20 protein-coding genes are annotated in these 20,065 nt (G+C 56.9%); 11 read left to right on the top strand and 9 right to left on the bottom strand.

Translation table 11 applies throughout. The annotated features are described in order from the left end of the window. A partial coding sequence (locus ACR0NZ_RS14290; protein WP_480519735.1) for a hypothetical protein occupies positions 1–440 on the top strand: 440 nt, incomplete at its 5' end. 16 nt (positions 441–456) lie between these two features. Further along, positions 457–2,076 carry a GMC family oxidoreductase gene (locus tag ACR0NZ_RS14285; RefSeq protein ID WP_480519733.1) on the top strand — a complete coding sequence of 540 codons (1,620 nt, stop codon included), beginning with the start codon at positions 457–459 and terminating at the stop codon, positions 2,074–2,076. A 5-nt stretch (positions 2,077–2,081) separates the two neighbouring features. Here the strand turns inward: ACR0NZ_RS14285 and ACR0NZ_RS14280 are convergent, their stop codons facing one another. Next, a complete protein-coding gene (locus tag ACR0NZ_RS14280) occupies positions 2,082–2,927 on the bottom strand; it encodes an SDR family oxidoreductase (protein WP_480519731.1) in 846 nt (281 codons plus the stop codon). An 87-nt stretch (positions 2,928–3,014) separates the two neighbouring features. On the opposite strand from ACR0NZ_RS14280, the gene ACR0NZ_RS14275 reads away from it, so the two are divergent. Further along, a complete protein-coding gene (locus tag ACR0NZ_RS14275; protein WP_480519745.1) occupies positions 3,015–3,647 on the top strand; it encodes a class I SAM-dependent DNA methyltransferase in 633 nt (210 codons plus the stop codon). Positions 3,648–3,669: 22 nt separating this feature from the next. Here the strand turns inward: ACR0NZ_RS14275 and ACR0NZ_RS14270 are convergent, their stop codons facing one another. Together ACR0NZ_RS14270 and ACR0NZ_RS14265 are read right to left on the bottom strand one after the other, a co-directional pair. After that, positions 3,670–4,659 (bottom strand): sterol desaturase family protein, encoded by a 990-nt coding sequence (locus ACR0NZ_RS14270; RefSeq protein WP_480519729.1) that lies wholly within the window; start codon positions 4,657–4,659, stop codon positions 3,670–3,672. A gap of 20 nt (positions 4,660–4,679) precedes the next feature. After that, a complete protein-coding gene (locus tag ACR0NZ_RS14265) occupies positions 4,680–5,435 on the bottom strand; it encodes a class II aldolase and adducin N-terminal domain-containing protein (protein WP_480519727.1) in 756 nt (251 codons plus the stop codon). Positions 5,436–5,549: 114 nt separating this feature from the next. On the opposite strand from ACR0NZ_RS14265, the gene ACR0NZ_RS14260 reads away from it, so the two are divergent. From ACR0NZ_RS14260 to ACR0NZ_RS14240, 5 genes are all read left to right on the top strand, one after another. Next, positions 5,550–6,419, top strand: coding sequence for a LysR family transcriptional regulator (locus tag ACR0NZ_RS14260; RefSeq protein WP_480519725.1), 870 nt, complete (start codon positions 5,550–5,552; stop codon positions 6,417–6,419). Between the two features lie 139 nt (positions 6,420–6,558). After that, complete coding sequence (gene ade, locus ACR0NZ_RS14255; RefSeq protein ID WP_480519723.1) at positions 6,559–8,361, top strand: adenine deaminase; 1,803 nt, start codon at positions 6,559–6,561, stop codon at positions 8,359–8,361. Next, complete coding sequence (locus ACR0NZ_RS14250; protein WP_480519721.1) at positions 8,358–9,821, top strand: AMP nucleosidase; 1,464 nt, start codon at positions 8,358–8,360, stop codon at positions 9,819–9,821. Before ade ends, ACR0NZ_RS14250 begins: the two co-directional genes overlap by 4 nt. A gap of 130 nt (positions 9,822–9,951) precedes the next feature. Further along, positions 9,952–10,239, top strand: a complete 288-nt coding sequence (locus ACR0NZ_RS14245) for an HU family DNA-binding protein (RefSeq protein WP_117871130.1) — start codon at positions 9,952–9,954, stop codon at positions 10,237–10,239. A gap of 216 nt (positions 10,240–10,455) precedes the next feature. Further along, on the top strand, positions 10,456–10,929 hold the full coding sequence (locus ACR0NZ_RS14240) for a GNAT family N-acetyltransferase (RefSeq protein WP_480519719.1): 474 nt from the start codon (positions 10,456–10,458) through the stop codon (positions 10,927–10,929). A gap of 80 nt (positions 10,930–11,009) precedes the next feature. On the opposite strand, the gene ACR0NZ_RS14235 is transcribed toward ACR0NZ_RS14240, so the two are convergent. Beyond that, positions 11,010–12,206 carry a BCCT family transporter gene (locus ACR0NZ_RS14235; protein WP_480519743.1) on the bottom strand — a complete coding sequence of 399 codons (1,197 nt, stop codon included), beginning with the start codon at positions 12,204–12,206 and terminating at the stop codon, positions 11,010–11,012. A 182-nt stretch (positions 12,207–12,388) separates the two neighbouring features. Between ACR0NZ_RS14235 and ACR0NZ_RS14230 the strand changes: the two genes are divergently transcribed. The 3 genes from ACR0NZ_RS14230 to msrA all read left to right on the top strand — a co-directional run bounded on the left by ACR0NZ_RS14230 (position 12,389) and on the right by msrA (position 14,357). Beyond that, positions 12,389–13,273 carry a DMT family transporter gene (locus ACR0NZ_RS14230; protein WP_480474612.1) on the top strand — a complete coding sequence of 295 codons (885 nt, stop codon included), beginning with the start codon at positions 12,389–12,391 and terminating at the stop codon, positions 13,271–13,273. Between the two features lie 125 nt (positions 13,274–13,398). After that, positions 13,399–13,848 (top strand): peptide-methionine (R)-S-oxide reductase MsrB, encoded by a 450-nt coding sequence (msrB, locus tag ACR0NZ_RS14225; RefSeq protein WP_480474611.1) that lies wholly within the window; start codon positions 13,399–13,401, stop codon positions 13,846–13,848. Beyond that, on the top strand, positions 13,845–14,357 hold the full coding sequence (gene msrA, locus ACR0NZ_RS14220) for a peptide-methionine (S)-S-oxide reductase MsrA (RefSeq protein WP_480519717.1): 513 nt from the start codon (positions 13,845–13,847) through the stop codon (positions 14,355–14,357). Before msrB ends, msrA begins: the two co-directional genes overlap by 4 nt. A 39-nt stretch (positions 14,358–14,396) precedes the next feature. Here the strand turns inward: msrA and ACR0NZ_RS14215 are convergent, their stop codons facing one another. The 5 genes from ACR0NZ_RS14215 to ACR0NZ_RS14195 all read right to left on the bottom strand — a co-directional run bounded on the left by ACR0NZ_RS14215 (position 14,397) and on the right by ACR0NZ_RS14195 (position 20,000). Beyond that, entirely contained in the window at positions 14,397–16,400 is a 2,004-nt protein-coding gene (locus tag ACR0NZ_RS14215; RefSeq protein WP_480519715.1) for a hydantoinase/oxoprolinase family protein, read from the bottom strand. Between the two features lie 72 nt (positions 16,401–16,472). Next, positions 16,473–17,510, bottom strand: coding sequence for a tRNA epoxyqueuosine(34) reductase QueG (gene queG, locus ACR0NZ_RS14210; RefSeq protein ID WP_480519713.1), 1,038 nt, complete (start codon positions 17,508–17,510; stop codon positions 16,473–16,475). 77 nt (positions 17,511–17,587) lie between these two features. Beyond that, positions 17,588–18,253, bottom strand: coding sequence for an FtsZ-binding protein FzlA (gene fzlA, locus ACR0NZ_RS14205; RefSeq protein WP_480474603.1), 666 nt, complete (start codon positions 18,251–18,253; stop codon positions 17,588–17,590). A 58-nt stretch (positions 18,254–18,311) separates the two neighbouring features. After that, positions 18,312–19,046, bottom strand: coding sequence for a monofunctional biosynthetic peptidoglycan transglycosylase (mtgA, locus tag ACR0NZ_RS14200; protein ID WP_480519711.1), 735 nt, complete (start codon positions 19,044–19,046; stop codon positions 18,312–18,314). Between the two features lie 39 nt (positions 19,047–19,085). Then, the gene (locus ACR0NZ_RS14195) at positions 19,086–20,000 is read right to left on the bottom strand and encodes a Hint domain-containing protein (RefSeq protein WP_480519709.1); all 915 of its coding nucleotides are present in this window, start codon (positions 19,998–20,000) and stop codon (positions 19,086–19,088) included. Between the last annotated feature and the right edge of the window lie 65 nt (positions 20,001–20,065).

Here is a 20,065-nt window from a genome sequence, read left to right as displayed (position 1 = left end):
CCGGTGCGTCTCAACCGTCTTTCCAGTCCGTCAGGCCAACCTCAGCTGCGCCGGTGAAGGGGTATTTACGGATTAGACTTCCAACCCGCAACCCCCATTTTGAAAAAACTTTGCTTTTCTCACTAAATTCTAAATTAATTATAATAACTCAAATACTTAAACGTTTACTTTGCGATTTCCGCCAGCCACTTAAGGTGCAGGCTCATCAGAAGAAGTGGGTGAAATCTGCGCTTTGGCTGGAATCGTCGGCCCCGACAGCAAACGACGACATTGAGATCCGTCTTGAGTCTTTCGATCGACGCGGGCGTACCGTTTCGCTGAATGTCGAAGAACACTTGGAAACTGACTTCAGGTCACAATTGTTTTTTCACTCTATTGACGCAGTCTCAGGGAAGCCTGGCTCGGATGACGAACAGCGGACCAGCGCATTATGGTTCTGATAGTAGGGAAGCCAGCATGCAGTTCGACTATATCATCGTGGGCGGCGGGTCGGCAGGATCCGTTCTTGCAAACCGCCTCAGCGAGAACCCGGCTTCACGCGTTTGCCTGCTCGAAGCAGGCGGGAACGGAAAGGGCCTGACAGTCAGAGTGCCGGCAGCTGTCGTGGCAACCCTTCCGGGACGCCCCAAGATCAACAACTGGGCTTTTGAAACCATACCGCAACGTGGGTTGAACGGACGCCGGGGGTATCAACCCCGCGGTAAAGCACTCGGTGGTTCGAGCGCGATCAATGCGATGCTTTATGTCAGAGGTCAGCGGCAGGATTACGATGGGTGGGCCGATCTGGGCTGCGACGGCTGGGATTGGGACAGCGTATTGCCGTATTTCAAACGGTCCGAGAACAATGAGCTTGGTGCAGACAGCTGGCATGGTGACAAGGGCCCGTTACAGGTGTCACAGCAAAAAGAACCTCGCCCGATCACCCGCGCGTTCATTGAAGCCGCGCAGCAACTCCAACATCGCCACACTGAAGATTTCAACCGAGGCGATAACGAAGGTGTCGGGCTGTATCAGGTAACGCAGTATCATGACCCTTCAAAGAATGGTGAGCGGTGCTCAGCGGGTTCGGGTTACCTGTTCCCGATTGCCAACCGCCCGAACCTGACAGTCATTACACATGCCTATGCGAAAAGGCTGGTCTTTCAAGGTAAGCGCGCAACTGGCGTTGTTTTCAGGGTCAAAGGCAAAGAGGCAGACACCACCGTTACCGCCACGCGCGAGATTCTACTGTGCGCGGGAGCATTAAAAACACCTCAACTGCTGCAAGTCTCAGGGATTGGAGCAAGCGCTGATCTTGAAACGCACGGGATCGCTGTTCTGCATGAACTGCCGGGTGTGGGGCAGAATTTGCAGGACCACCTCGATTTTACACTGACCTACCGAACCAAAGACACGAACAACTTTGGGATCGGTGCGACAGCAGCGGTGCGACTGCTGAAGCACATCCGTCAGTGGCGCAAGACCGGTGTGTCAATGGCGGCCACACCGTTTGCCGAAGGGGCGGCGTTTCTGAAAACCTCACCCGAATTGGAACGCCCGGATATCCAGCTGCATTTCACCATCGCAATGGTCGATGATCACGCCCGCAAGCTGCATTACGGTTACGGGTACAGCTGTCATATCTGCAAGCTTCGCCCGGAAAGTCGGGGAACCGTTGGCCTGAGCAGCGCGGACCCAATGGCAATGCCTGTCATCGATCCGGGGTTTCTTTCAGATGCACGAGATCTGGACACCATGATCAAAGGCGCGCGAATGACGCGAGACATCCTGCAAGCGCCGGCTTTGGCCAAATATCGGCACAAAGAGATGTTCGGAACGGATACGGCGAAATCCGACGCCGATTGGGAGGGGCATATCCGCGCCCGTGCCGACACGATCTATCACCCGGCTGGCACCTGTAAGATGGGCACCGACGATCTGGCGGTTGTGGATCCTGAACTACGGGTGCGGGGGATCGAGGGGCTGCGTGTGGTTGATGCGTCGGTGATGCCAACGCTGGTATCGGGAAACACAAACGCGCCAACAATAATGATCGCGGAAAAAGCCTCGGATATGATTAAAGCAGCCGCGCAGTAAAGAACCTACCGGTCCTTCATCAGCGCCTCCAACCCCACCCGGTAGTTTGGATAGATCAATTCGACACCCAACTCATCCTTGATCCGGTCGTTTCGGACGCGTTTGTTCTCGTTATAAAAACTGCGCGCCATCGGTGTCAGGTCAGCCTTGTCAAATGAAACCGCCGGGGGCAGAGGAAGCCCCTGCAATTCGGCGGCATACCCGATGACATCCTGTGGCGGGACAGGTTCATCGTCGCATACGTTGTAAACACTGCCCGGATTCGGCCTTGTCATCGAGGCTTGCAGAACCTGCGCAATGTCATCCACGTGGATACGCGAAAACACTTGCCCCGGCTTGATGATGCGCCGCAGCCCACCGCGTGTGAGCTTGGAGAACGGCCCACGACCTGGGCCGTATATCCCTGCCAGACGGAAGATGTGAACAGGCAGGCCCGGCACAGCCGCCCATTGCTCTTCAGCCAGCATGCGCCACTTTCCACGCTTGGCGGTCGGTGTTGGCGGGGTGTCTTCGTCAACCCAGCCGCCCTGATGATCGCCATAAACAGCCGTTGTCGATAAATAGCCCACCCATGTGAACTGACTTGCCCGTTTTCGGATCTCATCGCCCAGCGCCGCCAGTACCGGATCGCCCGCCTCGCCCGGTGCTGTCGAGATCAGCAAATGCGTCACCCCATCCAGATTTGGGACCTCACCGGGCCAGATCAGCGGGTCCGCGCCAGAGGCACGTATCGCATCTGCGCCTTCGCCATCTCGTGTGGTGCCAAAAATCTGCCAGCCTTTCGGGGCAAGAATTCGGGAAAGGGCCTGCGCAGAATAGCCGTGGCCAAATGAGAAGAGTGTCTTGGTCATGCACCGTTGATGGGCTTCAACGTATCGGGATGCAAGCGCCGCATGGACGCACTTGAATCGAATCTTCTGATGCGCCTTTCTGTGGATATGAGCAAAAAGAAACCAGACCTGCATTCTGCCTACGCGCTGAGCTCTCCGGACGAAAACAAACGCCTTTATGCGGAATGGGCCGGGGATTATGACGACAGCTTTGCCGCGCGTGAGGATTATCAGCTTCATATCCATACCGCGCGGGCGTTTGTGGGCGCGGGCGGTCAGGGGCCGGTTCTGGATGTCGGTGCGGGAACGGGCCTGTGCGGCGCGGTATTGTCTGGGCTTGGCGTTGGGCCGATTGATGCCACGGATATCAGTTCGGAAATGCTGGAACAGGCTATGCGCAAGGATATCTACCGGGACGCGATCGAGGCTGACCTGACCCATGGCATCCCGGTTCCGCCTGACAGCTACTCCGGCATCGTGTCATCTGGCACGTTCACGCATGGCCATCTGGGTCCCGAAGTATTACCCGCCCTGCTTCGCGTCGCACGGTCAGGCGCGACGTTCGCCCTGTCAATAAACGCCCACCATTTCGAAAAGATGGGCTTCAAGGGCAAGCTGCACGAAATGGAACAGGATCAGATTCGCAACCTGACCCTGCCCGAGGTTCGCATCTACGGTGATCTTGCCGCGGGTCCAAACAAGGATGACACGGCCTTCATTGCATTGTTCGAACGGGTTTAGGCCCCGGACAGGTCCAGCCGCGTCAAGTATACATCTGCTTTTTGTAAGCGCGCGTGCGTGTCGTCGCCTCGGCCGAGCCATCGTGATAGGTGCCAAACCACTTGTCGAAAGGAATTTCGGATGTGCCGTAGTTGCACTCGAAATACCGGTGGTGGAGCTGGTGAAAAAAGTCGCCCGCCCGCGCGGCTTCGGTCTCACCGGCCTTTATCTTCTCGAACCCAGAATGGGACAGTATCGGGCTGACCTGCTGGAACGAGCTGTGAAACAACACATGCAGCGGATGGGATGGCACGATCAGGTGGATGAAATACGTCGTGAAATACAGCATGTTTTCATACCAGTGATTCGAAATCCCTGACCACGGCCCGGTATTGACATTGCGGTGATGGACCGCGTGCACATGTTTATAAAGCCTGGGATGATGTTCCAGCCGGTGCACCCAGTAAAAATGCAGGCCGGACCACATGGGAATGAACAGCATCCAAACCACAAACCACACCGGCGCGCTGGCCCAGGTAATCGTCGGAACCCAGCCATTTGCCATCGCCCAAAAGATGACCCACTGGTAAATGGTCGCCACCGTCATGGCGCTGCCCAGCGTCCACCAGATATTATCCCAGACCTGATTGCGGAATGTGAATGTTCCGTTGTCCCGCGTCAGGTCTCTTCGATCGAACTTTTTGTACATCCCCTGCCCTTTGCGCATGTACAGCCACCAGTGCAGGCTTCCTGCTATCAGAGTTTGCGGCACCATGTTCAGCAACCAAATCCTGAACATCCAGCCGGGTGCAAAGCTCTTCATCGTCTCTAACTCAGGGAAAAAGAACGCATAGGCGATGACGGCCAAAGTCATGCACAGGGTCAGGGCGGTGATTTGCAACCACGCTCCGCCGTACCATTTCAGCACGGCGGATGGGCACGGCGGCCAACTGAACAGCGGATTGAGGCCTACTGGCCCGTCGGGGTGGTAATGCCAGCGGGCGGCTTCAGGGTCCTGAGCGGTATCTCGCATGTCGGTCACTCTGTCTTGCATCAGGTTGCGTAATCTGAGCCTTCTGCATCGAGTATTGCCTTGATCTCTCGCAGATGCGCTTCGGCCTGATCGGGGTAGTCGTCCAGTTCCTGCGCTGTTTTCTCGGCAATCTCATCCGACAGCACCCGCAGGGGCAGACCTGTTTGCAGCGCCCGGATGTAAGTTTCGGCAGCGCGCTCGAAATAATAGAGCCTGTTAAAAGTATCTGCAGGGTCGCTACCGGTGATCAGAACCCCGTGGTTGCCCATGATCATGACCTTCTTTTTCGGATCAGCCAGCATCCCGGCGCACCGCTCGCCTTCGCTTTCAAAGGCCAACCCGCCAAATTCTTCGTCAACCACGTAGCGGTTGTAGAAGGTCGCGGTGTTCTGATCGATTGGCGGAAGCGTACTGTCGGCAAGTGAGGCCAGAACCGTTGCGAAAATCGAATGCACATGCATGACGCAACGCGCGTGCGGGCAGTGGCGATGGATCGAGCCGTGCAGGCCCCAGGCCGTGGGATCAGGGGCACCGGGCTGTGACATCACATCCGGATCGTTGGCGTCCAACAACAACAGATCAGACGCGCGAATACGCGAGAAATGCGCCTGATTGGGGTTCATCAGGAACTGCGTCCCGTCTTTGTTCACAGCAAGGCTGAAATGGTTGGCAACGGCTTCATGCATATTCAGCCGGGCTGTCCAGCGAAAGGTCGCGGCCATGTCCACACGTTCTGACCAATGATCGATATTGGGGCGAAGGCTAGTGAGGCTCATGTGTGGAGTCCTTTGACAACTGCGAATGACCAAAGCCTGCATTTGGTCCGGCAATTTGACCAACGAAAAAAACGCAACTATCCCATTAGCTGAACTTATGCCGGAGTTATGTCGATGCAAAACAGGCTTCCCCCGCTGGGCTGGCTGCGCACATTCGAAGCCGCAGCCCGCCATCTGTCATTCACCGACGCGGCGCGGGATCTGAACATGACGCAAAGTGCGGTCAGTCAGCAGATCAAATCGCTGGAAGGTCATCTGGGTCAGCCATTGTTCCTGCGACGCCCGAAGGCGCTTGAGCTGACAGAGGCCGGGATCACCTATTTGCCGGTGGTGCGCGAGGCGTTTCGGACGCTGATACGGGGCACTCAGGCGGTTACTGGCGCGCAACAGAACGCGGTACAGGTTCAGTGCAACATCAGTTTCGCCGTGAACTGGCTGGCCCCGCGCCTGCCGTTATTTCGGACTGAACACCCGGATGTTCAGCTGAACATCTTCACCGAACTGTGGGAGCCGCGCGAGATGGCCGAAGGCGCAGCGGTCGAGATCAGGTTTTCCCTTCGACCCTCTGATACGACCCGGACAGAGATGCTGCGCTCAGAGTATTACTATCCCGTCTGTGCTCCGGGGTATCAGGTGTGCCTGCAAGACCTTCAGGAAAAACCTCTGTTCGACTGTTCCAACCTGTTGACCAACTGGGCGACATGGGCGGAAGATCAGGCTCTGAATTGGCAGAATCCACCTATTACCTACGCGACAACCTATCTGGTTTGTTTGTCAGCCGCGATGGCCGGAGGTGGCCTGTGCCTGGCCCATGACGCCATCGCGGGTCACCTGATCGATCAGGGGCGGCTGATCGCACCATTTGAGCATCGCGCCCCGATGCCCGAGGCATATTATCTGCTGCTCTCCCCTCAGGCTGAGGATACGCCCGGGGCCGTCACCTTTGCGAACTGGATACGGCGAGAATTCGGGTCCGAAACGTAAACTCGACGGGTTCCTGGGCGCTGTCGGCGCCTATGTCAGCTTTCGATGGCCGGGTTGGGCAGATTTGCAGGATTGTGATCCGTCGGCAGTAGTGAAGAACCGGGGTTGCACCCGCGCGCGCATTCGTGAAAGTTGAGCCATGGAAAACGCACCCTTCCCAACTTGGCCCGATGTCGCCCCCCGATTGATCGCAGTTGCTGCCGGACGTGAGGCAGCAGATACGGTAATAAAGGGCGGGACTTGGGTAAATGTGCACAGCCGCGAACTGCTGCCGAACCATTCTGTTGCAATCGCCGCAGGCCGTATTGCATTTGTCGGTCCAGACGCCTCGCATTGTACCGGACCAGAGACACAGGTTATCGACGCGCAATGCCGCTATATCCTGCCCGGCTTATGCGACGCGCATATGCACATCGAATCGGGGATGCTGACCCCCGCCGAGTTTGCTCGCGCGGTGATCCCCCATGGCACAACCAGTATGTTCACCGACCCGCACGAGATCGCCAATGTGTTGGGGCTGGATGGTGTGCGCATGATGCATGACGAAGCAATGATTCAGCCGGTCAACATCTTCACTCAGATGCCCTCCTGCGCACCCTCTGCACCGGGGTTAGAGACGACAGGCTATGAAATCACCCCCGAAGACGTCGCCGAGGCGATGAACTGGCCCGGGATCATCGGCTTGGGTGAAATGATGAACTTCCCCGGCGTGATTCACGGCGATCCCAAAATGCTGGCCGAGATTGCGGCCACGCAGCGGGCAGGAAAGATTGTTGGCGGGCATTACGCATCCCCTGATTTAGGGCCTGATTTTGCGGCTTACGTGGCTGGCGGACCTGCCGATGACCACGAAGGCACCTGCGAAGCGGATGCCATCGCACGGGTCAGACAGGGAATGCGTTCGATGATGCGGTTGGGCTCGGCCTGGTATGACGTTGAAAGCCAGATTACCGCAGTAACCGAAAAAGGTCTGGATGCGCGCAATTTCATCCTGTGCACGGATGACTGCCACTCTGCAACGCTGGTCAATGAAGGGCATATGAATCGCGTCGTGCGCCACGCCGTTGCCTGTGGCTGTGACCCGCTTGTGGCCCTGCAGATGGCCACAATCAACACCGCCACGCATTTCGGTCTGGAACGCGAGATCGGATCGGTCACGCCGGGACGACGGGCGGATATCATCCTCAGCTCTGACCTGACCGAATTGCCGGTCGAACTGGTCATAGCGCGCGGGCAGGTTGTCGCGGAAAACGGGGTGATCAAGGTTGATTGCCCCCATCTAAACTGGCCCGACAAAGCACGTCGCACGGTTCATCTGAAGCATGCGCTGACCTCGACCGATTTTGAGATCACGGCGCCGAAGGGCGCAAACAAGGTAAGGGCCAACGTCATTGGCGTGGTAGAAAACCAGGCCCCCACTAAAGCGCTGAAAGCCGAATTGCCGATTATCGGCGGGCTTGTTGAAGGTGAGGGTGACGTATGTCAGATCTCACTGGTCGAACGACACCGGGCGACAGGGGGCGTCACCAATGCCTTTGTCTCGGGGTTTGGATATCAGGGAAAAATGGCCATGGCCTCGACCGTGGCACATGACAGTCACCACATGATCGTCGTCGGCACGGACCGTGAACAGATGGCGCTGGCCGCGAATCGACTGGCCGAGGTGGGTGGCGGCATCACGATCTTCCGGGACGGCCAGGAACTGGCGATGGTCGAACTTCCCATTGCCGGTCTGATGTCCGACAGCCCGGCCGCTGAAGTTGCGGCCAAGGCGGACAGGATGGTTCAGGCCATGCAGGAATGTGGCTGCAATCTGAACAACGCATATATGCAACATTCGCTGCTGGCGTTGGTCGTCATACCGGAACTCAGGATCTCTGATCTCGGGCTGGTTGACGTGCGCACATTCAAAAAAATTGATCTTCTGGAACCCTTGGCATGACGACACTCCTGACACCTGAAGCCCTTTCGCCAGAACAGTTCACCGATCCCGCAGCCGCAGTTGCGCGACTGGAGGAGCTTTACACTCAAGCAACAGAATTTCTGTGCGACAGCTTCTCGAAGGTACTGCAAAATGGAGCACCAACCGCCAGATACAGGGCCTATTACCCCGAGATTCGCATAAAGACGTCGACCTATGCTCAAGTCGACAGCCGCCTGAGTTTTGGGCATGTGGCGGAACCCGGTGTTCACGCTACAACCGTAACGCGCCCGGATTTATTTCGGTCCTACCTGACCCAGCAGATTGCCCTGTTGATCAAGAATCACGACCAACCGGTGACGATTGCAGCGTCGGACACACCTATTCCGGTGCATTTTGCCGTGGCGAATACGTCAGGTCTGGTTGTGCCGCATCAGGGGGCGGCTGCTTTCACCCTGCGCGATGTGTTTGACGTGCCGGATCTGACCACCACGAATGACGACATCGTTAACGGCGTGCACGATCATGAAGACGCCGTCGGACCCTTGTCATTGTTTACTGCCCAGCGCGTCGATTATTCACTTGCGCGACTGGCACATTACACAGCGACAGATGCCCGGCATTTTCAGAACCACGTTCTGTTCACGAACTATCAGTTCTATGTTTCGGAATTCGAGAACTACGCCCGTGAGCAGTTGGCTGATCCCAGCAGCGGGTATACCAGCTTTGTCTCGACCGGGAATGTTGAGATCACGGAGCCGGACGCAGAAATCGAGCAACCGCTGAAACTGCCGCAAATGCCAACCTATCATCTGAAGCGTGAAGATGGTTCGGGTCTTACTTTGGTGAACATCGGTGTTGGCCCCTCGAATGCGAAAACTGCGACCGACCATATCGCGGTTCTGCGCCCCCACGCGTGGTTGATGGTTGGCCATTGCGCCGGATTGCGCAACACGCAGGCATTGGGTGATTTCGTTCTGGCCCATGCATATCTACGTGATGACAAGGTTCTGGATGATGACCTGCCGGTCTGGGTGCCCATCCCGCCCCTGGCCGAGGTTCAGGTCGCGCTGGAACGCGCCGTGGCCCAAGTGACCGAGCTGGAAGGATATGAACTGAAGCGGATCATGCGGACGGGAACAGTTGCATCGGTCGACAATCGCAACTGGGAACTGCGCGATCAATCCGGACCGGTTCAGCGCCTCAGCCAGTCGCGGGCCATCGCGTTGGATATGGAAAGCGCCACAATCGCCGCGAACGGCTATCGCTTTCGCGTTCCTTACGGCACTTTGCTGTGCGTGTCGGACAAGCCCCTGCACGGCGAACTAAAGCTGCCGGGCATGGCCTCGTCCTTTTATACCACTCAGGTGGGGCGTCATTTGATGATCGGGATACGCGCTATGGAGCACCTGCGCGGCATGCCGTTGGAGCGTCTGCACAGCCGGAAATTGCGTTCCTTCGACGAAACTGCCTTCCTCTGACGCAAAAAAGCAACGTTTTCCCCATATTTTTAGGGGTTTCTGCGCTACTATTCGTTGTGTTTGGCCACAATATCCCGTTACAGTTACGCGGTGAGGCCCTATAGATCGGGCACGTTAAGGAGACCAAGAAATGGCAAAACCTATGACAAAGACTCAGCTGGTTGCTGCTCTCGCTGAGGAAATGGGAACCGATAAGAAATCCGCGAACTCTGCGCTTGAGGCCATCACCGGCCTGATCACGCGCGAAGTTTCCGCAGGTGGTGCAGTGACCCTGCCTGGCGTCGGCAAAATCTACTGCCGCGAACGCCCTGAGCGTCAGGTCCGCAACCCGGCAACCGGTGAAACCTTCACCAAAGAAGCCGACAAGGTTGTGAAAATGACCATCGCGAAAGCACTGAAAGACAGCGTGAACGGCTGATCTCAAGCGCTTGGAACCATATAAAGGGGTGGCGGTTACGCGGCCCCTTTTTTGTGCCTGAGCTTCACAATTTAAAGCCTGCGCACATGTGTCCTAAGGCATCAGCGTTCTTATTCAGACTGTAAATATGGGCTACAATCCAACACCGGATGTCCTTGGCACGTTTTTTACGGACAACCCTTTGATTTCCTGCTTGGCCCGCTAAATCCCAGTTCTATGGAACAGGATATTACATTCACGCGACTGCCCCTCGTCTCAGCACCTGAGATACTGGCGCATATGAGAAATCCAATTCTTGCCGAACACATGCCTCTCCTGACGCAGGATTGGGATGAGGAAACAGTCGCCAGTTTCGTTCATGCGAAAGAGTCGTGTTGGGCGCGGGACGGCCTAGGTCATTGGGCAATTCTGCACCGCGGACAATATGTGGGATGGGGCGGTTTTCAAAAAGAAGGTGAAGAGTGGGATTTCGGGCTGGTCCTGAAGCCCAGTGCATTTGGACTGGGTGCCAAAATAGCGCGTCAGGCCATCGCATTCGCAAAGCAGGACAATCGTATTCTGTTCGTGACATTCTTGCTGCCGCCTTCACGCACGAAACTGCGCGCAATGACTAAACTCGGCGCGTATTTTGTTGGGCAAGTAGACTACTCTGGCCACAGCTTCCTCAAATATCGTCTCGACACGGAATGAGGCGCGAACCGGGCATCGCCAAAACACGGCTGCGGGCCCCGATGTCGAGGCCCGCTTTTGTTTTGGTAGGTTAGAAACAATCAGTGAATCGTCTCAACCTTGTGGAAGTCCAGATCACGATCTTCCGGCATGGCGTCGATACACATCACTTCTTTGCGCTTGGTGACAAGGATATAGACCACACAAGCCAGGTAGAGACCGACTACGACGGCTCCGATCCATTGGATTTGCAGCCACTGGCTCTGGAACAGCAGGGTCAGGACAAACAGCAGCGCGACATTGCCGGCGACATAGGCCGCCTTGCCAAACCGCTCGGCTGTCATGTTCAGGTTGTCCGTGTAGAGCCTAATCAGCGAGTCCAGCGAGTTTATCACAAAGGTCACGCCGACGATTACCATCGCGATATTGGTGATGCCTGCGGTACTGATACCGTTTAGGTGATAGTAGTAGAGAACGGTGAACCAGATCCCCAGCGGGATGGACGGGAAGATCAACAACGCCGCCAACAGCTGCCAGGTCTTCAACCCGCCCACAAAGCGCGAAGTAAACTGGCCAATCATTATTGACCACGCAAACCACCAGAACAGGTAGAAGGCATGGTAGTCAGTCAGCGGCAGGACAAATTTGTGCATATTGGTGAAATAGGCGCCAATGTTACTGCCGGTTTCGACAAACCCGGTCATTCCCATACCAGCGGCCGCCCACATTCCCAGGATCAGGGCCATGAACAGGAAGGTCGAGCCCACCGACAGGATCCGCACATATTTCAGGTCGGTCGACGAGTATGCCGCCGCCAATATGACCACAAACACGATGACGTAGAAGGTGGTAACGACAGATTCGCCATCTCCGACCTCTGGCAGGTAGCCAGGCAGGTAGATCAGGAACAGGCTGGCGGTAAAGGCGCAGGTGCCAATAATGACCACGTTGTTGATCAGTTTGACCAGCGGGATCTCAAAGAAGTTCACGCGCGGTTCGATCACGCAGAAATAGAAGGCTGTCAGGAAGTAAAACGCCCAGATCAGAAAACCCCAGAAACCGAATTCGATCGCCAGTGGATTAGCAAAGGCATATGCCGGATCTTCGGCATACCCACCAAATTCTGTCAACGGGAACATGATCAGGCCAACATCCAGACCGGACGTAAACAGGATCGCGATGAATGTGAAAAGGTGAACAGGTGTCACGCCAACGCAGCGCAGGTTCCACCATTTCACGACGAAGAACGCGACCAGGCCCAACGCCAGTAGGACGCCAAAAGATAGAATGTATTCCAGAAGCACCGACAACCCTCCCTTGATATGTCAGATCCCGGAGCTGATAGCTTTAATTGGTCAGTCAATCAACGAAAACATAAGGGCGACTTTCCTGTCATCACATATGCGTCTTTTATGACGCGCAGCGCTTGCGACCGATCACAAAATCGGGGACAGTCCGCGCAAAGTGACAGGGGGTCTCCATGGATCTGCGCGCCATAGCCATGGGGCTGACATTTGCCCTGATCTGGTCGTCCGCCTTTACCTCGGCGCGGATCATCGTGGCAGACGCCTCTCCTTTGTTTTCGCTGGCTCTGCGGTTTTTGATCTCAGGGGTTCTGGGGGTTCTGATTGCCCGGGCGATGGGGCAAAGCTGGCACCTGACTCGGAACCAATGGCGGGCGACAATTCTGTTCGGTATCTGCCAAAATGCCCTGTATTTGGGTCTGAATTTTTACGCGATGCAAACGGTCGAGGCTTCGGTTGCGGCGATTATCGCGTCCACAATGCCCTTGCTGGTGGCACTGGCAGGGTGGCTTATTTTTGGCGAGAAACTGCGCCCTCTCGGTATTTTGGGTTTGTTTGCCGGATTCACCGGCGTCGCCCTGATCATGAGCAGCCGGATCAGTTCTGGTGTCGACATGTTCGGCGTCGCGCTATGCGGCATCGGAGCTTTGGCGCTGACCTTTGCCACCCTCGCGGTTCGCGGCGCAACCTCAGGCGGCAATTTCATGATGGTCGTGGGCCTGCAGATGCTTGTAGGTTCCGCCACGTTGTTCGTGGCCGCTCCGATCTTTGAGACCATTTACATCCACCCGACGCTGCCACTGGCATTGGCGTTCACTTACACAACCCTGTTTCCTGGGCTGCTGGCCACGCTGATCTGGTTCCTTCTTCTGGATCGCATCGGCGCGATCCGCGCAGCCACGTTCCACTTTTTGAACCCGGTATTTGGTGTCACGATTGCGGCCATATTATTGGGCGAAAAACTGGGCGCGATGGACGCAATTGGCGTTACCGTCACGACGCTGGGTATTCTTGCTGTTCAGCTGTCACGCCAACCTTCTGGCAAAACGGCTTCGGCCTAAAGCAAGGACCCAAATGTTTGCGTCTGACCGACTGCACGACTGTGAGAGCTGTTTGAAATATCGCTTTGCTTTCTACCCTGCAGCCCCCAGATAATGGCTCAAACGTCAAATCAGCCGGAGGATCCATGACACGCTACACCAAAGACCCCACGGTTATCGCGGCGCTTTCGCCCGAAGAGTTTCATGTCACCCAACGCAACGGCACCGAACGACCGGGGACAGGCAAGTATTTGGGGAACAAGGAACCGGGCATCTACGTGGACATCGTGTCAGGCGAGCCGCTGTTTGCTTCGACCCACAAATACGAATCCGGATGTGGCTGGCCCAGCTTCACCAAGCCGATCCTCCACGAGCATGTGGAGGAGTTTCGCGATACGACGTATGGTATGATCCGGACCGAGGTTCGCTCGAAACACGGCGACAGCCATCTGGGGCATGTCTTCCCCGACGGCCCGCGAGAACATGGTGGCCTGCGGTATTGCATCAACTCGGCCTCGCTCAGGTTCATCCATCGGGACGAGATGGAGGCTGAAGGTTACGCCGAATTCCTGATCCACGTGGAGGAAATCCAATGACTGAACAACGTGCTGTACTGGCCGGAGGCTGCTTTTGGGGTATGCAGGACCTGATCCGCAAGCTGCCGGGCGTCTTGCGAACCCGGGTGGGCTACACCGGAGGCGATGTGCCCAACGCAACCTATCGCAACCATGGCACCCACGCCGAAGGGATCGAGATCTGGTTTGACCCGTCGCAGATCAGTTACCGCGACCTGCTGGAATTTTTCTTCCAGATTCACGACCCGACCACGGTGAACCGGCAAGGCAACGACCGAGGCATGAGCTATCGTTCCGCGATTTACCACGTCGATGAAGCCCAAAGAGCAACCGCGCTGGATACTATCGCAGATGTGAATGCCAGCGGCTTGTGGCCGGGAAAAGTCGTAACCGAAGTCGAACCCGTCGGCGATTTCTGGGAGGCCGAACCCGAGCATCAGGATTATCTTGAGCGCATCCCGAACGGATATACCTGCCACTTCCCGCGCCAGGACTGGGTTCTTCCCAAACGTGCCAGCGCCGCAGAATAATGCACCACCTGCCCGGCCCCTCTGTACAAGTCAGAGGGGCTAGCCCGCCGCAACCCGCGGTCGCCCGCTTGCCTCGACCGTGATCATTGCTTCGACAAACACATCATTGGCCTCGACCCGCGCGGTTTTGATGTCGCGATCCACGATCACGCGGATATCTTCTGCACCGGCTTCGCGCACCGCACCTTCAGCTTCCGACCTCAGAACATTTTCCAGCAAAGCCAACGCGTCATCTGATGCGGAAAAATCCTTGGGCCCGCCCTTGAGATGTACACGATACCGCCCTTCGGCAGGGCTTGTCACCGTGCCCGATCGCCGTAAGGTCAACCGTCCCACGACGGCGCCAATCGCATTGGCTACACCCGCATGTTCCGGCAGGATCATCCGGCAGTGCAGCCGTTCACCAACCGCCCGGTAGTAGCTGGGGGCTGATGCCCCAAGCCCCACAACATCAACGTTTAGAGCTGCGGTCAGCGACAACAAACCGCGATGCCGCGCCAATCCGCGCTGTGTCAGGACATGCCGCGCCAACTCCTGTGGCGGCAGCCCGAAACTGTCCGGTTCCTCATCAAAAACAGCCTCTAACAAGATCAAACTGGTCTGTTCCGTCAACTGGTCCACGATCATTTGCGCCAGCGCCTCGGCGGAATTTGCCAACATATCCCCGGACCCGACCCGTTTGCGCGCAACCAGTTCTAGTGCCTTACGGGCGGCTTCAGCATCCCAGGCATCCACCCGCCCCAGTACATGGCTGGCATCCGACGGCGTCACGCCCGAGATCTGAACGATCCCGCGTTCCACCAACCGGGTCAATGCGCCGCTCTCCATTCGGGACCTAAGCAAGGAACCAATCGGCAGAACCTGATCTCCCAACCGCTCCAACAGGGCTTCTTCGCGCACATCTATACCGTCGTCACGTATTCCCGGCACGCGTCGGGCAAAGCGCGTATCGTGCTCACCCACCGTCGTGGCCCGCAATTGCTCGTCCAGAACGGCATGAACGATCTCGGGCGCTTCCGAGGCGATCAGGGACACCGGAAGAACGCGGCGCGGCCCCAGAAAAACACCGCCCTGCAACCCCTCGGTCACGACATGCACCTGACTGTCACCTCCAAGGCCATGGGTGCGCATCGCAACTGCCTCGACCATTGTGCGGAACCCGCCCACCTGTGCCCCTGCCGTGTCGATCGCGGGCTTACCGTCACGGATCAACGCCACGTCAGTTGTCGTACCGCCAATATCCGACACCAACGCATTCTCTGCGCCAGTCAACCAGCGCGCGCCGACAATTGACGCGGCAGGTCCGCTCAGGATCGTTTCAATGGGGCGTTCACGCGCCTGTTCAGCACTCATCAACGCCCCATCACCGCGAACAACCATCATCGGGGCCATAATCCCCAACTCGCGCAGCCGGTCCTGCGCCCGCCCGATCAAACGGTCGATCATCCCGATCAGCCGCGCGTTCAACACTGCCGTCACGGCGCGTTTCGGCCCATTCAGCTTTGCCGACAAGTGATGCGAACATGTTACCGGAGCCCCGGTTCTTTCCGAAACGATTCGCGCGGCTTCAAGTTCATGCGCGGGATTACGGGTGGCAAACTGAGCGGCTATGGCAAAGCCTGAAATCCCCTTGTGAGTGTCTAAAAACTGCTCCAGCGCGGCAACATCCAATGGTGCAGCTTCGCTGCCAGAATGGGAATGCCCACCAGACATAACCAGGGCCGGGTCCCCTTTTAACGCGTCCTTCAAACCGTGCTTTTCAAGGTCGCTGTCTTTGAACCCGATATAGATCAATGCAACGCGCCCGCCCTGCCCTTCGACCAAGGCATTTGTCGCCAATGTAGTGGACAAAGAGGCCATTGAAATCTGATCCGGCGCAACTTTTGCCTGCTCCAAAACGGCAGAAATCGCCTTGCCTACACCAATTGCCAGATCCGCACGTGTGGTCAGGGACTTGGCCGAGGCTATTACCTCTTTTTCATCCCGGATCAGTACCGCATCGGTATAGGTTCCACCCGTATCCACCCCCAAAGCCAGCGCCATCGGGTTCTCCTTACTGTTCGCTGCAGATTGGTGTAGCGATTGGGGCCGACACGTCCAGCCTGTTTGCGGCAATTATGAAAGTTGTTCCACCGCCCAGCGCGCTGCGTCGGCCACGGTTTCATCTGGGTCATCTGTCAAACTTTGGGCCGCGGCCCTCAGTTTCGACTGCCCCGAGTTTCCAATGGCATAAAGCACGTTGCGCACAAACCGGTCGCGCCCGATCCGTTTGATGGGTGAGCCCGAGAATTTCGCTCGGAACGAAGTATCATCAAGCGCCACCAGCTCTTCCAGCGCAGGCGCCGCCAGATCTTCGCGCGCTGCATAGCGCAGGTCGCTTGCGGCAACCGCAAACTTGTTCCACGGGCAAGCCGCAAGGCAATCGTCACAGCCGTAGATTCGATTGCCCAGCTTTCTGCGAAGCTCAGGCTTCACAGGGCCTTTATGCTCGATTGTCAGATAGGAAATGCACCGCCGTGCGTCCAACTGATACGGGCCCGGAAAGGCGTCCGTGGGGCAGCTGTCCAAACAGGCCCGACAAGACCCGCAGCGATCAATCTCAGCGGGATCCGCGGGTATATCCAAAGTTGAAAAAACAGACCCTATAAAGGCCCAATTACCCCACTCCCTGCTGACCAGATTCGTGTGTTTCCCCTGCCAGCCCAACCCGGCGGCCTGCCCCAAGGCTTTCTCCGGCACGGGTGCAGTGTCAACAAACACCTTAACCTCGCCGCCCGCCTCGGCAATCAGCCACCGCGCCAGGCGCTTCAGTCGCTTTTTGACCAGATCATGATAGTCTTTGTTCTGCGCATAGACAGAAATCGCCCCGTGGGCGCGTTGCTTCAAGACGTCTGTAGGATCATGTTCCGGCGTGTAACTCTCGGCCAGCATGATCACTGATCGCGCCTCGGGCCAAAGGGCCGCAGGATCACCGCGCCAATGCGTCCGCTCGGCCATCCATCCCATCTGCCCATGATACCCTGCGTCCAGGAACGCTGCCAAACGCTCGGGAACTTTTGGAACATCCCAGGGGCGGCAGACACGGCACGCAACAAACCCCTCTTCAAGGGCCTGCTGTACCAGCTTTTCCTTCAAATCTGATCCGCTCTTCATCTGGCCAAAAATATCCTCGGGGGGAATCGCGCAGATGCGCGATGGGGGGGGGCAGACAGCCCCCCTGGCACACCCTATCAGAAATCCAGATCCGCGTAATGGGGCGGCGGCCGGAAACCCGGCACCTGATCCGCCAGAATAGAGCGAAAAGCAGGGCGCGATTTGATTTTTGCATACCAGTCCTTGACCACCTGACTGCGGTTCCAATCCACATCCGAGATATAGTCCAGCGACGACAGGTGCGCCGCTGCCGCGAAATCAGCCAGTGTCATCTGATCACCGGCCAACCACCGGCGGTGATCCAACAGCCATGCCATATAATCCAGATGGTACTTGATCGCTTTGGCACCCTGTTTGACGTTCTTGCTGTCAGGATAGCCCTGACCCGTCACTTTTTTGTTCACCCGTTCGTACAGCAGCTTCGACGTCACCTCATGATGGAATTTGTCGTCAAACCAGCCGACAAGGCGCCGTACTTCGTATCGGGCTTCGGGACTTTTTGGCATTAATGATGGTTCGGGGCGGGTTTCCTCAATATATTCGCAGATCGCCGCGCTTTCCGACATCATTTGTCCGTCCAGACGCAATACTGGTACCTTACCCGCAGGGTTTCGGCGCAAAAAGTCGGGATCCTGCTCCCAGTATCGCTCTTCGACAAGCTCAACCTCGATCTTCTTTTCCGCCAAAGACAGCCGAACCTTGCGGCAATACGGAGAGAGGGGAACATGAAACAAACGCGCCATGGGCTTCCAATCGAACCAGTGAGTACCCGACAGATTTAGCCTTGGCAGGCGACGGGTTTCAATCCTCGAAACAATCTGCGCGACCATCTGCGCGGATGGTGGCCGCCCCATCCAGAATAGATGCCGCCCGTCTGCGCGTACGCGCCGTCGGATCTGTGACTGACCTGTTGCGCGGTGACGGCAGAATGGCGGCAATCCGCGCTGCCTGAACTGGGGTCAGTTTCGATGCGCTGGTGTTGAAATACTGTTGCGCGGCAGCCTCGACCCCAAAAACGCCATTCCCGGTTTCGGCAACGTTCAGATAGACCTCAAGGATGCGCCGCTTGCTCCAGAAAATCTCGACCACAGGTGTGATCGAAGTTTCCAGCGCCTTGCGTATCCAACTGCGCCCCTGCCAAAGGAATACGTTCTTTACCACTTGCTGTGTAATGGTCGAGGCACCGCGATTTCCGCCATCCTCAAGCGCATCTCGAATGGCCTCTACATCAAATCCCCAATGCAGGCAGAAATTCGCATCCTCTGCTGCCACAACCGATCGCGCCATGATCGGGGCCATGTCCTCGATCGGTACCCATTCACGCTCAACCTTTCCCAATCGGCGCCATTCTGACCAGATCGTATGGGTTAAAGGTGGGTTCACAACCGAATACAACAGGATTATCGCAAGCAAAGCTCCTGCAATTGCCGCAACCGCACGAGTCAGCCAACGGCGTATCTGACGCACCGTTGGTGATTTCCTGCTGGATGCCTTGTTTTTCTTACCGCTTGATTTGCGGGCTGCTTTCTTCGCCATACTTCAGCTATACGACGCGCGGTCCGGGTTTGAAACGGCCTAAATTGCGAAGGCGCGCGCTTCGCGCGGGTGAACAACCGGGCGTGCGGTTTCTACCGACATCGGATCATGACCTGCCAGTTCAGGGAACAGATGCAGGACCTCGCTCTGCGTTTCGCGGTCCGAGGCCGACAACGCATGCCCCGGATAATAGCTTTCGCTTTTGGCACCATTGGCGATGACGATCTCGTGCTGCTTGAACAAAAGGTGGAAATACTCCACCTCACCGCCTTCCACGCGGGTCACCGTTTTTCCATTGACCAGAGCATGTGCCGGAATCAGCGCTTCAGCGTGCCCGGACAGATACGAGGCTCGCCAGTCTTCAATCAGCATCCTATGCTGAGGCGAAACAAGCAGCGGACGATCCAGGTCGAACACTCCGGCCTCAAACCGGATCGGGGCCAGCTTTCCTTCGGCGGCTACCACTGTACGCCCAACCCAGATCAAAGGCTGAGGGCCATGATCCACGGTCGTGACCAGATCACCGACCTTAAGATCTTCCACCGTGCGTTCCCCATCCGGGGTCATTATCATGGTGCCCGGCGTGAAACAGGGCGGACCCAAATTGCCGACATTCAGCGGCCCCTGTGTGTTGACGAAGGTGGCTGAAACAAACGTTCCCGGCTGCAAGACCTGGCCGTCTGTCGGTGTAAAAACCCGAGATCCATCAGCCAGATAAAACGTGGTGCCGGTATAGGTTACATTCCCGACGCCCGCGACGTTGATGGTAACAGTGTCTCCCGGCCAGGAATTCGTAACGTCCTGGCCATTGACTGTATCACCACTCGGTGCATCAATTTCGTTGTCATCATCTGCATCGATCAAAGTGAAACTGCTAACCGCGACAGCCGTTCCCGCAGGCGGCGGGTTTGCTGGATCGAAAGTATAAAACTGATCCTGATACGGTGTTGGCATCCGGTTGCCCCTGTCTGCTTATCATCTGGTGCCTAGATCGGCCCATGATTATCGCCTGAGTGTGA

Source organism: Ruegeria sp. AE3 (assembly GCF_056542225.1).
The sequence above is the reverse complement of the archived record's forward strand: the minus strand, read 5'-3'. Positions and strand labels throughout refer to the sequence as shown.

Coding starts and splice junctions, on each gene's coding strand:
- ACR0NZ_RS14250 (WP_480519721.1), top strand. CDS start 8,358: ATGACGACACTCCTGACACCTGAAGCCCTTTCGCCAGAACAGTTCACC.
- ACR0NZ_RS14275 (WP_480519745.1), top strand. CDS start 3,015: ATGAGCAAAAAGAAACCAGACCTGCATTCTGCCTACGCGCTGAGCTCT.
- msrA (WP_480519717.1), top strand. CDS start 13,845: ATGACTGAACAACGTGCTGTACTGGCCGGAGGCTGCTTTTGGGGTATG.
- ACR0NZ_RS14270 (WP_480519729.1), bottom strand. CDS start 4,659: ATGCGAGATACCGCTCAGGACCCTGAAGCCGCCCGCTGGCATTACCAC.
- ACR0NZ_RS14215 (WP_480519715.1), bottom strand. CDS start 16,400: ATGGCGCTGGCTTTGGGGGTGGATACGGGTGGAACCTATACCGATGCG.
- msrB (WP_480474611.1), top strand. CDS start 13,399: ATGACACGCTACACCAAAGACCCCACGGTTATCGCGGCGCTTTCGCCC.
- ACR0NZ_RS14245 (WP_117871130.1), top strand. CDS start 9,952: ATGGCAAAACCTATGACAAAGACTCAGCTGGTTGCTGCTCTCGCTGAG.
- ACR0NZ_RS14230 (WP_480474612.1), top strand. CDS start 12,389: ATGGATCTGCGCGCCATAGCCATGGGGCTGACATTTGCCCTGATCTGG.
- queG (WP_480519713.1), bottom strand. CDS start 17,510: ATGAAGAGCGGATCAGATTTGAAGGAAAAGCTGGTACAGCAGGCCCTT.
- ACR0NZ_RS14260 (WP_480519725.1), top strand. CDS start 5,550: ATGCAAAACAGGCTTCCCCCGCTGGGCTGGCTGCGCACATTCGAAGCC.
- fzlA (WP_480474603.1), bottom strand. CDS start 18,253: ATGGCGCGTTTGTTTCATGTTCCCCTCTCTCCGTATTGCCGCAAGGTT.
- ACR0NZ_RS14285 (WP_480519733.1), top strand. CDS start 457: ATGCAGTTCGACTATATCATCGTGGGCGGCGGGTCGGCAGGATCCGTT.
- ACR0NZ_RS14280 (WP_480519731.1), bottom strand. CDS start 2,927: ATGACCAAGACACTCTTCTCATTTGGCCACGGCTATTCTGCGCAGGCC.
- mtgA (WP_480519711.1), bottom strand. CDS start 19,046: ATGGCGAAGAAAGCAGCCCGCAAATCAAGCGGTAAGAAAAACAAGGCA.
- ACR0NZ_RS14265 (WP_480519727.1), bottom strand. CDS start 5,435: ATGAGCCTCACTAGCCTTCGCCCCAATATCGATCATTGGTCAGAACGT.
- ade (WP_480519723.1), top strand. CDS start 6,559: ATGGAAAACGCACCCTTCCCAACTTGGCCCGATGTCGCCCCCCGATTG.
- ACR0NZ_RS14240 (WP_480519719.1), top strand. CDS start 10,456: ATGGAACAGGATATTACATTCACGCGACTGCCCCTCGTCTCAGCACCT.
- ACR0NZ_RS14195 (WP_480519709.1), bottom strand. CDS start 20,000: ATGCCAACACCGTATCAGGATCAGTTTTATACTTTCGATCCAGCAAAC.